Source organism: Amycolatopsis sp. NPDC059657 (assembly GCF_042734395.1).
Classification (GTDB): domain Bacteria; phylum Actinomycetota; class Actinomycetes; order Mycobacteriales; family Pseudonocardiaceae; genus Amycolatopsis.
The window spans coordinates 22,847-35,942 of sequence record NZ_JBHWEB010000050.1 but is presented as its reverse complement, the minus strand read 5'-3'; the positions used below and the strand labels follow the sequence as shown (position 1 = coordinate 35,942).

Sequence of the window (13,096 nt, the reverse complement as noted above, 5' to 3'; positions counted from 1 at the left end):
CCGCGCCGGTCAGCTCCGGCGAGGGGTGCTCTCCCGCAGGACGACGGTCGTGGGCAGCCACACGATCTCGCCCTTGTCCTTGTTGTTCAGCGCGAGGTCGATCGCGCGCAGGCCCATGGCCCGCGTGGGCACGCCGACCGAGGTCAGTGCGGGCTCCACGTCGGTGGCGGCGCTGATGTCGTCGAAGCCGGCGACCGCCAGATCGCGTCCGGGAACCAGGCCCGCGTCGCGCAACGCTCGCATGGCGCCGATCGCCATGACGTCGTTCGCCGCGAAGATCAGGTCGACGTCGTCGAGGCCGCGGCCGAGAAGTTCGGTCGCGGCCGCGTGGCCGCCGTCTTCGGTGAAGTCGGCCTCGATGACGAACCGGCCGTCGACCTCGATCTTCGCGACGGCGAGGCCTGCGAGGAAGCCTGCCGAGCGGTCGCGGGAGGTGCGCAGCGCGTCGGGGCCGCGCAGCACGGCGAACCGGCGGTACCCGTGCGCGACCAGTGCGGCGGCCAGCTCCGAGGCGCCCGCGTGGTTGTCGACCGAAACGGTTCCGTACGGCAGGCCGGGCTGGCTCACCACGGCCACGCGCCCGCCCGCGGCCTCGTACTCGCGCAGTTCCGCCACCAACGCGCCGTGGTCGTCGCCGATCCGGCTGCCTGCCAGGATGATGGCGTGCGGCCGGTGGCCACGCAGTGTCGAGACGATCTCCAGTTCGCGGTCCGCCGAGCGGCCGGTGACCGCCATGCTCACGATCAGCCCCTCGGCCTCGGCTGCCTCGATGGCACCCGCGGCGATCGAGGAGAAGTACGGGTCGGCGATGTCGTGGACGATCAGAGCCACCGTGTTCGTCGATCCCCTGGCGTTGGCCTGTGCCGACAGGTTCGGCACGTATCCGAGCTTCGCCGCCGCGTCCAGCACGAGTGCCAGTTTCTCCTCGCTGACGTTGCGGGTGCTCCCGTTGAGCGCGCGCGACGCCGTGGCCGCGGAGACGCCTGCCGCCGTCGCCACGTCCCGCAGAGTGGGGGAGGAGCCGGTGCGTCGCTCGGTCATGAGGTGCCGTCTCGTTTCGTTTGATCAGCCAGGTCCTTGTGAATCCGGACCGTGGGTGGTGGAATGCGTTTTCTGAGGTGGGCTTCACGGTATCGCGTCCGTGCTTGCTTACCACGTCGGCGCGTTCGAAAAGGGGGTAGTGATGCCGCATCCGGCACGGGGCACCGTGACGTTGCACGACGTGGCGGCCGAGGCCGGGGTGTCGCTCGCGACCGCGTCGCGGGTGCTGGGCGGCAGCTCCCGTACCGTCGCGGCCGGGCTGCGGGAGCGGGTGCGGGCCGCGGCCGAGCGGCTGCGCTACACGGCCGACGCCTCCGCGCGGGCGATGCGACGGATGAGCGACTCGCTGGCGCTCATCGCCGACGACCTCACCACGCCTTCGATGGCGGTCGTGGTGTCCGCGATGGAGCGGGAGGCCAGCACCGCTGGCGCGTTCGTCACCGTCTCGGCGACGCGAGGTGACCCCGAACGCCAGCTCGAGACCATCCACCGGGTTCGCGCACTACGGCCGCGGGCGCTGGTGCTGACGTCGGGCCGGGTCAGCGCCGACGCACTCGCGGGCAGGCTGCTCGCGGAGTTGCGTGCCTACGAGCACGACGGCGGGCGGGTGGTGATCGTCGGTGACACGGATCTGCCGTTCCACTCGGTCGGCTTCGACAACCTCGGTGCCGCTCGCGTTCTCGGCCGCCACGTGGCCGAGAAGGGGCACCGGCGGGTCGCCATCATCGCGGGCGCCCGCCAGGCGGCCCAGTCGGCCAGGACCACCGGGTTCGTCGACGGACTCCGGACGGGCGGCGTAGAGGAGTCAGCCGTACGGATCGTGCACTGCGAGGTGAGCAGGGAGGGCGGTTTCGATGCGGCACGCCGGCTCGCCGCCGAAGGTCTGGACGGGACCGACGCCATCCTCGCGGCCAACGACCTGATCGCCGTCGGCGTGCTCCGCGCTCTGCGGGAGGCAGGGGTGATGGTGCCGCGCGACGTGTCGTTGACCGGGTTCGACGACACGCGGCTGGCGGTCAACGTCACGCCGAGGCTCACCACCGTGGCGCTGCCGCTCGCGTATGCCGGGACCGAGGCGATCCGGCTCGCACTCGGCGAACCCGACGCGGTCACCCACGTGACCGTCGAGGGGCGGCTGGTCGTACGGGACAGTGTGAGGTGAGGGGACCGTTGGGTGCGTAGTACGCACTCGGGGGGCACCCTCGCTTCGCGAAGGTGCACGGCCAGGGGTCGTGAGTGGTACGGCCGGTTAGAACCGGCGGGAACACTCACGACCCCCACGACGACCTCGGCGTGCCGCGAGCGAGTGGAATCTCTGCTGCGTTGGATGCAGCAAAGCTTCCACTCGCACGCCACCTTTGGACTTTCCCTCCATAGGCCACTATCGCCGGGACTGAGCTGTCTTTTGTGGACAGTGGGCGAGTGCGGGCAGCACCGCTTCCGGGTGCGTCCTGCCGCGCTCGATGAACTCTGACCGGATCAGCGTGATTTGTTTACACGGCACCGCCTCCCGGGTATCGTGATGTCTCTGGGAACGTTCCCAATGCTCGCTCCGTGGCTGCCGCCGAGATGGCCGGTCGGACCGGGCAACCGGGGAAGTGTTGCTCCGCTGGAGGATCCTCCGGCGGAGCGTCAGCGGCAGTATCCGTCGCGCGTTACTCGAATGTGACCGGCTTTCCCGCGTCTGTGCCGAGCGGTGGCCGGAGTTTCTTCTGTCCGCGGGGCACTATCGCCTCGATGTTCGCCGTGGAGGTACCGTGCATCGGCTGGATGCCGCTCGAGAGCACGTCATCGGGCTCTATCGCATCGTTGTGGGATTTCTGTTCGCCTGTCACGGCGTGAAGACGGTGTTCGGCCTGCTGGGCGCCAAGGCGGCGACGCCGGTCGGCACCTGGCCCGGCTGGTGGGCGGCGATGATCCAGCTGGTCTGCGGAGCGCTCATCTTCCTGGGGATCTTCACCAGGCCCGCGGCCATACTCGGGTCGGGTTCGATGGCGTACGCCTATTTTGTCGCGCACCAGCCGAAAGCGTTGTGGCCGCTCGAAAACGGTGGTGAAGCGGCCATCATGTTCTGCTGGGCGCTGCTCCTGATCGCGGTGATCGGGTCCGGCCGGTTCGCGCTCGCCCGAGTGGTGACGCGGGGCAGGCGCCCCGAACGCGTGTCTTCCCCCGTCTGACCATCCGGGTCGCCGTCAGCTGCCGGCCGGATGAGGAATACGTTTTCCACTGATACGTCGACAGGCTACCTGCCTGCCAGGGTAGAGTCACGAGATCATCGGGACGCCGATGCTGCGACAACCTCCGTGGGAGTACGCAGGCGCAGGTCAGTAGCAAGAAAATTCCGCAGAACGGGTGTCATGCGCACGGTGATCAGACCGACACTTGACGCGGAGAAATACGAATGCCAGGGTGGAAAGCGTTTTCCAAGATACCTGATTCACGGAGTTGTGATCATGGTTTGTCCGAACGGCCACTCAGCTCTCCGGCCACCTCCCGCCGGGCGCGGGTGATATGACCGCGCTCAACGAGTTCCGCAAGCTACGGCGAGACGGCGCCAAGGGCCGCAAGCGTGACAACAAGGCCGCGTTCTGGTTCCTGGCGCCTTGGTCCGCCGGGCTGGTCTTTCTCACGGCGGGCCCGGTCGTGGCCTCGCTCGGCCTCGGCTTCACCAAGTACAACCTGATCCAGCCGCCGAAGTTCACCGGCTTGGACAACTTCGCCCGCATCTTCACCGACGAGCGGCTGCACAACGCACTGCGGGTGACCTTCACCTATGTGCTGGTGTCGGTGCCGCTGCAGCTGGCCTTCGCGCTGGGCGTCGCGATGCTGCTCGACCGGGGCCTGCGCGGGCTGGCGTTCTATCGTTCGGCGTTCTACCTGCCGTCACTGCTCGGGTCGAGTGTCGCGATCGCGGTGCTGTGGACCCAGCTCTTCGGCGCCGAGGGTTTGCTGAATCGCGTGCTCGGCTTCTTCGGCATCCAGGGAAAAGGCTGGATCTCCGACCCGGACACGGCGTTGTCGACGCTCATCGTGCTCAACGTCTGGACCTTCGGCGCGCCGATGATCATCTTCCTGGCCGGGTTGCGCCAGATACCGGTCGCCTACTACGAGGCCGCGGCGATCGACGGAGTGGGCAGGTGGTCCCGTTTCCGGCACATCACCCTTCCGCTGCTGTCGCCGATCATCTTCTTCAACCTGGTGCTGCAGATCATCCACGCCTTCCAGTCGTTCACCCAGGCGTTCGTGGTCTCGAACGGAACCGGCGGGCCGTCGGACTCGACCATGTTCTACACGCTTTACCTGTACCAGCAGGGTTTCAGCCGGTTCGACATGGGTTACGCCTCCGCGCTGGCCTGGTTCCTGCTCCTGATCATCGGCGCGTTCACCGCCATCAACTTCTGGGCCGCGAAATTCTGGGTGTTCTATGACGACTGACCTCATGCGACCGATGCGGCGGCTTTCCACGCCAGCCAAGCACCTCGGCCTCATCCTGCTCGGCATCGTGATGCTCTACCCGGTGCTGTGGATGGTCGTCAGCTCGCTGCGGCCGGACGACGAGATCTTCCGCTCGCCCGGCTTGGTGCTCGACTCGTTGCGCACCGAGAACTACACGCAGGGCTGGAACGCGCTGTCCTCGCCGTTCGGGCTCTACCTGGTCAATTCGACGATCGTCGTCGTCGGCTGCATCATCGGCAACCTCGTGTCGTGCTCCATGGCCGCCTACGCCTTCGCGCGCCTGGAGTTCACCGGCAAGCGGTGGTGGTTCGGGATCATGCTCGGCACGATCATGCTGCCGATCCACGTGATCATCGTCCCGCAGTACATCCTGTTCTCCCAGCTCGGCTGGGTGAACACCTTCCTGCCGTTGATCGCGCCGAAGTTGCTGGCCACGGACGCGTTCTTCGTCTTCCTGATGGTGCAGTTCATCCGCGGCCTGCCGAGGGAACTGGACGAGGCCGCGCGCATCGACGGCTGCGGTCATCCCCGTATCTTCCTGCGCGTCATCCTGCCGCTGATGAAACCCGCACTGGCGACCACCGCCATCTTCACGTTCATCTGGACGTGGAACGACTTCTTCAGCCAGCTGATCTACCTGACTGACCCGGACATGTACACCGTGCCCGTCGCACTGCGGACGTTCGTCGACTCGACCGTTTCGACGTCGTGGGGTTCGCTGTTCGCGATGAACGTACTGTCGCTCGTCCCTATTTTCCTGGCATTCCTCTTCGGACAGCGATACCTCGTCAGGGGAATCGCCACAACCGGCGGCAAGTAGCCGGAAGGGAGCTTCTTCGCCATGCGCACCAAGGTGATCCGCCGGCTCATGCTGGCGTCCATGTTAACGCTATCGGCCGCATTGCCGGTGGCCTGCTCGGGCGGCTCCGACGCCGGGCGGGAGTTGTCCGCCGAACCGGTGACCCTGCGCTTCACCTGGTGGGGCTCGGATGACCGGCACAAGCGGACCCAGCAGGTCATCGAGCTGTTCCAGAAACAGCACCCGAACATCACCGTGCGCGGTGAATTCAAGGAGTGGAACGGGTACTGGGACAGCCTCGCCACGACCGTGGCCGCCAACGACGCGCCGGACATCATCCAGATGGACGAGCTCTATCTGGCTTCGTATGCCGAGCGTGGCGCGCTGCTGGACCTCAACGAGGCGCGCAAACATCTCGACACCGCAGGCTTTGACGGCAAGGCGCTGGCCACCGGCGCCATCGACGGCAAGCAGTACGCGCTGCCGGTCGGCCTTTCCGCGTATTCGATCGTGGTGAACACCGACCTGCTGGCCAAGTACGGCGTGGCGCTGCCCGACGACACGAAGTGGTCGTGGGAAGACCTGCGCAAGGCGGGCGAGCAGGTTTCCAAGGCGGGCGGCGGCACCGTGTGGGGCATCCAGTCCTTCGGGTTCAACGACGCCGGTGGACTGAACATCTGGGCTCGTCAGGCCGGTGCGTCCCTGTTCGACGACAAGGGAAAGGTGGTCGTGCCGCCGAAGGTTCTCCAGGACTACTGGTCCTACCTGCTCGACCTCGCCAAGAACGGGATCGCGCCGCCGCCGCCGGTGACCGTCGAGAAGGCCTCCGCCGGGCTGCCCCAGTCCGCCACCGCGACCAATACGGCCGCGTTCGGCGCATGGTGGAACACCCAGCTGACGGCTGTGACGGCGGCCAGTGGCGCGAAGCTCAAGCTGCTCAGGCTGCCAGGCGAGGCGCAGGCCAAGGCGCCTTCGGCGTACTACAAGCCATCCATGTTCTGGTCGGTTTCGGCCCGCTCCAAGCACCCGGCCGAGGCCGCCGCGTTCGTGAGCTTTCTCGGCAACAACGGAGAAGCGGCCAATGTCCTGCTCACCGAGCGCGGTGTGCCCGCCAACAAGAAGCTTCGCGCGGCCATCAACGACAAACTGAAGGAAACCGACAAGATCGCGGCCGAGTTCCTTGACAAGCTCCCGGTCAGCGATCCGCCGAGGGTGACACCGAACGGTGCCAGCACCATCGAGGCGATCCTCAAGCGGCACACCGAGAACGTTCTCTTCGGCCGGTCGACCCCCGAGCAGGCGGCGACGGCGTTCATCAAGGAACTCCAGTCCGAAGTGGACGCCGCCCGATGAACCGCACTCATCGCGTCGCCATCGTCGGGACGGGTGCGATCGCGGAGGCTCATATGACGGCCTTGCGCGCTGCCGGAGACAGGGTCATCTTGGTCGCGGTGGTCGACGTCGACATGGACAGGGCGAGCGCGTTCGCGGCCAAATGGGGCGTCCCTCGTAGCTATGCGAGCACTCGTGCGCTGCTGGACAGGGAGATCCTCGACGTGGTCCACCTGTGTACGCCGCCGCGGCACCATACGCCCATCGCACTCGAGTGCCTTGCCGCGGGCGTGACCGTGTTCGTGGAGAAGCCCCCCTCGCTGTCCCTCGCCGAGATGGACGAGCTCATCGAAGCGGAGCGGGCCTCCACCGGACACGTCGCGACCGTGTTCCAGCACCGGTTCGGTCCTGCGGCGGTCCGGCTGCGGCGGCTGGCGGCCGATGGCCGGCTCGGCAGGCCGTTGCTGGCCAGCTGCGCCACGCTGTGGTACCGCGACGACGACTACTTCGCCGTGCCGTGGCGGGGGACCTGGGACAGCGAAGGCGGCGGTCCCACCATGGGGCACGGCATCCACCAGTTCGACCTGATGCTGTCGATACTCGGTCCGTGGCGGGAGATTCGCGCGCTGGCCGCCCGGCGGGCGCGTGACGTGCAGACCGAGGACGTCTCCATGGCGGTGGTGACCTTCGCGAGCGGTGCCGTGGCGACGGTCGTGAATTCCGTCGTATCGCCACGGGAGACCTCGATGCTGCGGTTCGACTACGAGTACGCCACCGTCGAGGTGGAGCACCTGTACGGCTACACCGACGCGGACTGGTCCGTGCACCCGGTCGCCGGTCATGGCGACCTCCTTTCGCTGTGGGACGAAGAGAAATCGGATCTGGTCAGCGGTCACGGATGCCAGATCGAGGCCCTGTACGACGCGGTGGACCGTGACGAGGTGCCACCGGTCGGGCTGGCGGACGCGCGGAACACCATGGAGTTCGTCGCCGCGCTCTACGCGTCCGCCTTCACGGCGAAGCCCGTCTCCAGCGGCGAGATCATCCCTGGCGATCCGTTTTACAAGTCGATGGAAGGGACCGGCGCGCCGTGGCAGTGAACCTCGCGATTACCCGCCGCGATGACGAAGCGCTCGTGGTGAGTGCGGGCGAAGTGGAGATCCTCGAGTACGTCTATCGGCCGGAGACGATTCCGTTCGAAGGCTCCAAGCCGTACCTGCATCCCGTCCGGACACTCGCCGGGCACGTGGTCACGGCCTATCGGCCGAACGATCATCGGTGGCACAAGGGCATCCAGCTGACGGCGACCGACGTGTCAGGGCAGAACTTCTGGGGTGGCGTGACCTATGTCCGCGACCAGGGCTATGTGGAACTGCCGAACGTCGGGTCGATGCGGCACGAGGACTTCGTCATCGGCGAACAAGGGCCCGCGCGCGTCAGCTTCGAAGAGCGGCTGACCTGGCACACCCAAGCGGGCGAGCACTGGGTGGACGAGGTACGCGAGCTCGTCGTCCGCGACGTCGACGACGGGACGTGGGCGCTCGAATTCGGCACGGCGCTGACGAACACCCGCGCCGAGCCGCTGGTACTGGGCAGTCCCACGACCAACGGGCGGGAAATGGCCGGGTACACCGGTTTGTTCTGGCGTGGTCCGCGGGCGTTCACCGACGGTGAGGTGATCGGGGCCGACGGGCTCGGCGGCCCGGAGATCATGGGCAAGCCTGCCCGTTGGCTGGCCTACATCGGTCACCACGACGAGGTCGACCATGCCTCGACGATGCTGTTCATGGACCACCCTGACAACAAGAGCACGCACTGGTTCCTGCGCAACACCCCGTTTCCCGCGGTCAACCCGTCCTTCGCGTTCTTCGACCCCCTCGAACTCGTTCCGGGGGACACCCTGAAGCTGCGCTACCGCGTCGTGATCGCGGACGGCGCATGGGACAGGGACCGCCTCGAATCCTATGTGGAGGGACATCCGTGGTGATGTCCCGGCTACTCGACCCGCAGGCCGGCAGCTTCTGAAGACAATTCCAAGGAGATGGTAGCGATGAGCGGAATGCGTTCAGGTATTCGAAGAGTGACGAGAACGGTCGCGATCTGGCCCGTCCTGGCCACCACGGTGCTACTCGGTGTCGGTTCAGCCCAGCCTGCCGGCGCCGCCGACATACCGGCGAACCCGCTGAACAAACCAGGCTGGATCCTCGATCGGCATGACGAATTCAACGGCAGCCTCGACCCGGCGCTCTGGATCACGAACTACCTCGAGTCGAGGACCGCGGAATGGCGTTCCAGGGCACGCTACGGCTTCAGGAACAACGCACTCGTACTGCGGATCGACAATGACCAGCCGACCTACTACGCCAACGGCGACCGGATGAAGGTGTCCAGTATCCAGACAGGTCAGAAGACCGGTCTGCACAAGACATCGCCTCAGGATCACTCGATTCCCGACGTCTGGAAGTACGCGCCCAAGTACGGCTATTTCGAGATCCGGGCGAAGACCTCCGCGAGAAGCGGGCTCCATGCCGCGTTCTGGACAGCGGGGAAGCAGGACACGCCGTCCCAGCGAGCCGAGGTCGACATCATGGAGCACCCTGGCCGCACGCCGCGGAACTTCAACTTCAGCCTGCACAAGTGGTCGGACCCGAACGTCCCGGAAGTCAACCATTCGATCAGTGTCGGGTTCGATCTGGCGAGCGAGATGCACATCTACGCACTCGAGTGGACACCCACCCAGCTCAAGCTCTACGTCGACAACGTACTGAAGAAGACGATCAACGCTTCGCCTGCCTACGCGTCGGCGTTCCTGCTGGGCATCTACGAGAACGCGGGCTGGACCGGATCCGTTGATCCGTCCGACCCGAGGCCGAAGGAATTCGTGGTGGATTACTTCCGCGCTTACCGCAAGGGTTAGCCGCCGGCTTCTGTGCCCACGTGAGCACGTTTTCGACTTTCCAGCCAAGAGCAGTCTGGAGACATCCATGAGAAAACGAGTACTGACACTGGCCGCGCTCGTCGTGCTGTCGATGACCACCATGGTCGGCGCGGCAACGGCGAAGCAGCGACCCTGCTCCGCCGCTGCCGCCACGGGCCAAGCGCGTGCCGCGACCGTCAAGGTCTGGCTCGCGGGCGACTCGACCATGTCCAATCCGCAATCCAGCTGCCCGGTCGGCTGGGGGAGCCAGTTCGACGCGCTGTTCACCGACCCCGTCACGGTGGTCAACAACGCGGTGGCCGGCCGGAGTATCCAGACCTGGTTGTACGAGTCCAACGTGACGAAGACAAAGGACTCGGCCGGTGAATGCGTGGTGAGCCCCAAGACATTCGCCCCACGCTGGCGCGACATGCTCGCGCCGACCGGCATGCGGCCGGGCGACTACCTGATGATCCAGTTCGGCATCAACGACGGCGACCGCAACTGCCCTCGGCATGTCGGCCCCGCCCGCTACCGCGAGCTGCTCACCATGATGGCCAAGGCGGCCAAGGACAGAGGCGTTCACCCGATCTTCCTGACGCCTGTCGCGGCGATCACCTGCAACGGCGGCACGGCCGTCGGCAACCGCGGGTTCCTCAAGGAGACGACGGACGCCGGCCAGGCGAACCAGGTTCCGGTCATCGATCTGCACAAACTGAGCTACACGCTCTACAACACCCTCAAGCTGTGCCCCAACAACGGCGACTACACCAAGGGCGCCGTCGGCGCCTTCTTCTGCAACGACCACACGCACTTCGAGGCGGCAGGAGCCCGGCAGATCGCCGGTGTCGTGGCGAAGGCGTTGCGCACCCAGGGAATTCCGCTCGCGAACTTGCTCAAGTGACAGGTACTCGGGCTCGCTGACAGGGCCCCTCCGCCGAGCTCGGCGGAGGGGCCCTGGCTTTTTGAGTGGAAGGGCAAAGGTGTGGTGAACTAGGCCCTCATCTGCTCTGGCTGCGGCATCGAAGGCCGGTGCGATGGCTTTGCGTCGTCCAACGCCGCAAAGCCATCGCGCCACGACCACCGCGAGAGTCTGACCTCACCGGCAAGAGCGAGTGGAACCTCTGCTGCGTTGGATGCAGCAAAGTCACCACCCGCCCAGGCCGGCGCGAAACCTAGCTGTGCCAGGTAGAGCGCCTACGCGAGCCCAGCATGAAGCGAGAGGAAGAATCCGGACGTTGAGCGGCCGGATTCTTCCTCTCGCGAAGATCAACTCACCTGATGTGGGCGAACCGCCATCCCCGGCGTCAGCGCAAGAACCCGGCCAGCGACAGGTTCAGCTCCCGAACGCCCTGTACGACGAGGTTCGCCATCTCCGTCGCGCCGTGGACGGAGAAGTGGGTGTTGTCGTTGGCCTCCTTGGTCAGGTACAGCGCCTGCGACGCCGACGGCCCCATCGACTCGACGAGCGCCTTGCTCTTCGCGGTCAGGTCGATCACGGGGACGTTCGCGCTCTTGCCGAGTGCCCTGATCACCGAGGGCAGGTCGACGCCCACGCTGTTGACGTGCAACGCGGTCGAGGTGAGCTTGGTGCCGTTGAACAGCCTTCGGACCGGCGGGGTCATCAAGACCGGGATCCCGCCGCGCTCGCGCACGCCGTTGACCAGGCGGGTGAGGTTGTCGCGGAAGGCCGACGCGGTGGTGGTCTTGTCGTTGTGCCCGAGCTGGATGAAGACCAGGTCCTTGCTCTTGATCAGTGGCTTCATTCTCGGGAACAGCGCACTGTTGGACAGGAAACTGCCCGAGCTTTCGCCGGAGTCCCCGTAGTTCGCGACCACCGCGCCGCTCCGGATCCTGGCGGGCAGCATCTGGCCCCACCCCGTGTAGGGGGCGGTGGGCTGGTCGCAGACTGTCGAGTCACCCGCGAGGTAGGCGACCAGCGGGGCGCTGGCCGGGGTCACGGTCAGCGCCCCGATCGCGGGTGCGCTGCCGCTGAACGTGATCTGCAGGCCCGCTGTCCCGGTGCCGCCTTGGCCGGTCGGCTGGCCTTCGGGGTTGCGGACGTTGACCGTCGCCGTGGTGCGGACGACCTGGCCCGCGGTGGTGGAGACGGCGGACAACACCTGCCTGCGCGCCTCCACCGACATCGAGGTGTTGGCCGCTTTGGTGGAGCTGCCGATATCCACTGTCACGGTGTAGTTGCCGGGTGCGACGCTGAAACTGCAGGTGATGGGCGCGGTGCCCGAGCACTGCGGCGGCAACGCCGTCGGTGCCGCCGCGGCGGGAATCGGGACCAGTGCGGCCGCGTTCACCGCGGCCGCGAGGAGTGCCAAGCGCTTGAGGGACATGATTCTCCTGTCACACGTTGAGGAAACCGTCCATGGCCGCCGTCGGGCGTCGGTTGCTGCCCCATGCGGTCATGTTGTAGCCGGTGAACGGTGAGTAGCCCTCGGGCTCCCAGAAGAAGGTGCCGAGGCCGCCCATGCCCTTGAGGCCGGTGATGAGCTGCCGCAAGGAGTCGCGAACCTGGTTGGCGTTGCCGATCGGGCCGCCGTATTCGACCTGCATGATCGGCTTGCCGTAGCTGGACTGGATGGTCTTCATGGCGCCGAGGATGACGGGCACGTTGGACCCTTGGGCGTAGGAGGACAGGCCGGTGATGTCCCACTTGCCGCCGTTGCCGCGGTAGGCGTTGAAGAAGGTGCGGACGCTGTCCAGTTTCTGCGGCTGGGCGAGGTGGACGAGAACCGGTGTCGTCGGGAAGATCTGCTTGGACACGTCGTAGGCGGCGTTGAACAGGCCAGTCATCTGGGATCCCCTGCTGACGCTGCCGACAGCGCCGCAGATGCCCTTGTTGGTCTCGTTGCCGTTCTTCACCCAGGCCGGGGTCACACCGGCGTTCTTGAGGACCTTCAACGAGGCGTCGACGTAGCTGCGCAGTGCGTCACGCATCTGGTTGTAGTTCATGCTCGCCCACGCCCTGGGCGGATTCTGCTTGCCGACGGAGTTCCAGGTGTCGCCGTAGTGGAACCCGAGCATGACGTCCAGGCCCGCGTCGCGGCAGCGCTGCGCCATCTTGGCGGTCTCCTGGATGTTGCAGTGCCCGTCGGTGGGGCTGTTGGACGGGTTCACCCAGGTACGCAGGCTGATGGCGGTGATGCCGTAGCTTTTGAGGATGGTGAACAGGTCCTGCCGCTGGCCGGACTTGTTGAGCCAGTAGTAGCCGTTGGCCTCCATCTGCGGCATCCAGCTGATGTCGGCGCCCTTGACGAAGGTCGCGGCCGACGCCGGGGGCGCCAGCACACTCGAGCCCAGTGCGAGCGCGCCCGCGCCCGCGGCCGCGCCGATCAGCACGCTGCGCCTGGAGAGCCCGCCTGGAATCGTCCGGTCCGTTTCGTTCATGGCAAGTTCCTTTCTGTGCCCCGCTTTTCACGCAAGCAGGAGCCGGTCCAGTCCATGGCCGGGCAGATTCCTTGGTGAGGAATGCGAAAAGGACCAGGAAATGGCGCTGCGGCTGAACGCGTCCGGTTTTCCCCGCGGCGGCGAAGTCG

The 13,096-nt window shown here is 66.4% G+C and carries 12 protein-coding genes; 9 read left to right on the top strand and 3 right to left on the bottom strand.

Features of this window, described 5'->3' with window-relative positions; translation table 11 throughout:
* Positions 1-9: 9 nt before the first annotated feature.
* A complete protein-coding gene (locus tag ACFV15_RS25810) occupies positions 10-1,041 on the bottom strand; it encodes a LacI family DNA-binding transcriptional regulator (RefSeq protein WP_378353172.1) in 1,032 nt (343 codons plus the stop codon).
* A 142-nt stretch (positions 1,042-1,183) separates the two neighbouring features.
* Here ACFV15_RS25810 and ACFV15_RS25805 point away from each other — a divergent pair, with 142 nt between their 5' ends.
* The 9 genes from ACFV15_RS25805 to ACFV15_RS25765 all read left to right on the top strand — a co-directional run bounded on the left by ACFV15_RS25805 (position 1,184) and on the right by ACFV15_RS25765 (position 10,449).
* Positions 1,184-2,203, top strand: a complete 1,020-nt coding sequence (locus ACFV15_RS25805; protein WP_378353171.1) for a LacI family DNA-binding transcriptional regulator — start codon at positions 1,184-1,186, stop codon at positions 2,201-2,203.
* 595 nt (positions 2,204-2,798) lie between these two features.
* Positions 2,799-3,218 (top strand): DoxX family protein, encoded by a 420-nt coding sequence (locus ACFV15_RS25800; protein ID WP_378353170.1) that lies wholly within the window; start codon positions 2,799-2,801, stop codon positions 3,216-3,218.
* 334 nt (positions 3,219-3,552) lie between these two features.
* Positions 3,553-4,476 (top strand): carbohydrate ABC transporter permease, encoded by a 924-nt coding sequence (locus ACFV15_RS25795; protein WP_378353169.1) that lies wholly within the window; start codon positions 3,553-3,555, stop codon positions 4,474-4,476.
* The gene (locus ACFV15_RS25790; RefSeq protein WP_378353168.1) at positions 4,466-5,317 is read left to right on the top strand and encodes a carbohydrate ABC transporter permease; all 852 of its coding nucleotides are present in this window, start codon (positions 4,466-4,468) and stop codon (positions 5,315-5,317) included. The genes ACFV15_RS25795 and ACFV15_RS25790 overlap by 11 nt, the downstream gene beginning before the upstream one ends.
* 21 nt (positions 5,318-5,338) lie before the next feature.
* Positions 5,339-6,649, top strand: coding sequence for an ABC transporter substrate-binding protein (locus ACFV15_RS25785; RefSeq protein WP_378353167.1), 1,311 nt, complete (start codon positions 5,339-5,341; stop codon positions 6,647-6,649).
* Positions 6,646-7,728, top strand: a complete 1,083-nt coding sequence (locus tag ACFV15_RS25780; protein ID WP_378353166.1) for a Gfo/Idh/MocA family protein — start codon at positions 6,646-6,648, stop codon at positions 7,726-7,728. The genes ACFV15_RS25785 and ACFV15_RS25780 overlap by 4 nt, the downstream gene beginning before the upstream one ends.
* Positions 7,719-8,615 carry a PmoA family protein gene (locus ACFV15_RS25775; protein ID WP_378353165.1) on the top strand — a complete coding sequence of 299 codons (897 nt, stop codon included), beginning with the start codon at positions 7,719-7,721 and terminating at the stop codon, positions 8,613-8,615. The genes ACFV15_RS25780 and ACFV15_RS25775 overlap by 10 nt, the downstream gene beginning before the upstream one ends.
* A 93-nt stretch (positions 8,616-8,708) precedes the next feature.
* Positions 8,709-9,545 (top strand): glycoside hydrolase family 16 protein, encoded by an 837-nt coding sequence (locus ACFV15_RS25770; protein ID WP_378353164.1) that lies wholly within the window; start codon positions 8,709-8,711, stop codon positions 9,543-9,545.
* 67 nt (positions 9,546-9,612) lie between these two features.
* A complete protein-coding gene (locus tag ACFV15_RS25765) occupies positions 9,613-10,449 on the top strand; it encodes an SGNH/GDSL hydrolase family protein (RefSeq protein WP_378353163.1) in 837 nt (278 codons plus the stop codon).
* A 403-nt stretch (positions 10,450-10,852) separates the two neighbouring features.
* On the opposite strand, the gene ACFV15_RS25760 is transcribed toward ACFV15_RS25765, so the two are convergent.
* Entirely contained in the window at positions 10,853-11,893 is a 1,041-nt protein-coding gene (locus tag ACFV15_RS25760) for a rhamnogalacturonan acetylesterase (RefSeq protein ID WP_378353162.1), read from the bottom strand.
* A gap of 10 nt (positions 11,894-11,903) precedes the next feature.
* On the bottom strand, positions 11,904-12,947 hold the full coding sequence (locus tag ACFV15_RS25755; RefSeq protein WP_378353161.1) for a glycosyl hydrolase 53 family protein: 1,044 nt from the start codon (positions 12,945-12,947) through the stop codon (positions 11,904-11,906).
* Positions 12,948-13,096: the final 149 nt, after the last annotated feature.

What these genes read in the sequence shown, in the direction of transcription:
- ACFV15_RS25795 (WP_378353169.1), top strand. Translation starts at nt 3,553, where the DNA reads ATGACCGCGCTCAACGAGTTCCGCAAGCTACGGCGAGACGGCGCCAAG.
- ACFV15_RS25760 (WP_378353162.1), bottom strand. Translation starts at nt 11,893, where the DNA reads ATGTCCCTCAAGCGCTTGGCACTCCTCGCGGCCGCGGTGAACGCGGCC.
- ACFV15_RS25790 (WP_378353168.1), top strand. Translation starts at nt 4,466, where the DNA reads ATGACGACTGACCTCATGCGACCGATGCGGCGGCTTTCCACGCCAGCC.
- ACFV15_RS25755 (WP_378353161.1), bottom strand. Translation starts at nt 12,947, where the DNA reads ATGAACGAAACGGACCGGACGATTCCAGGCGGGCTCTCCAGGCGCAGC.
- ACFV15_RS25765 (WP_378353163.1), top strand. Translation starts at nt 9,613, where the DNA reads ATGAGAAAACGAGTACTGACACTGGCCGCGCTCGTCGTGCTGTCGATG.
- ACFV15_RS25785 (WP_378353167.1), top strand. Translation starts at nt 5,339, where the DNA reads ATGCGCACCAAGGTGATCCGCCGGCTCATGCTGGCGTCCATGTTAACG.
- ACFV15_RS25780 (WP_378353166.1), top strand. Translation starts at nt 6,646, where the DNA reads ATGAACCGCACTCATCGCGTCGCCATCGTCGGGACGGGTGCGATCGCG.
- ACFV15_RS25810 (WP_378353172.1), bottom strand. Translation starts at nt 1,041, where the DNA reads ATGACCGAGCGACGCACCGGCTCCTCCCCCACTCTGCGGGACGTGGCG.
- ACFV15_RS25805 (WP_378353171.1), top strand. Translation starts at nt 1,184, where the DNA reads ATGCCGCATCCGGCACGGGGCACCGTGACGTTGCACGACGTGGCGGCC.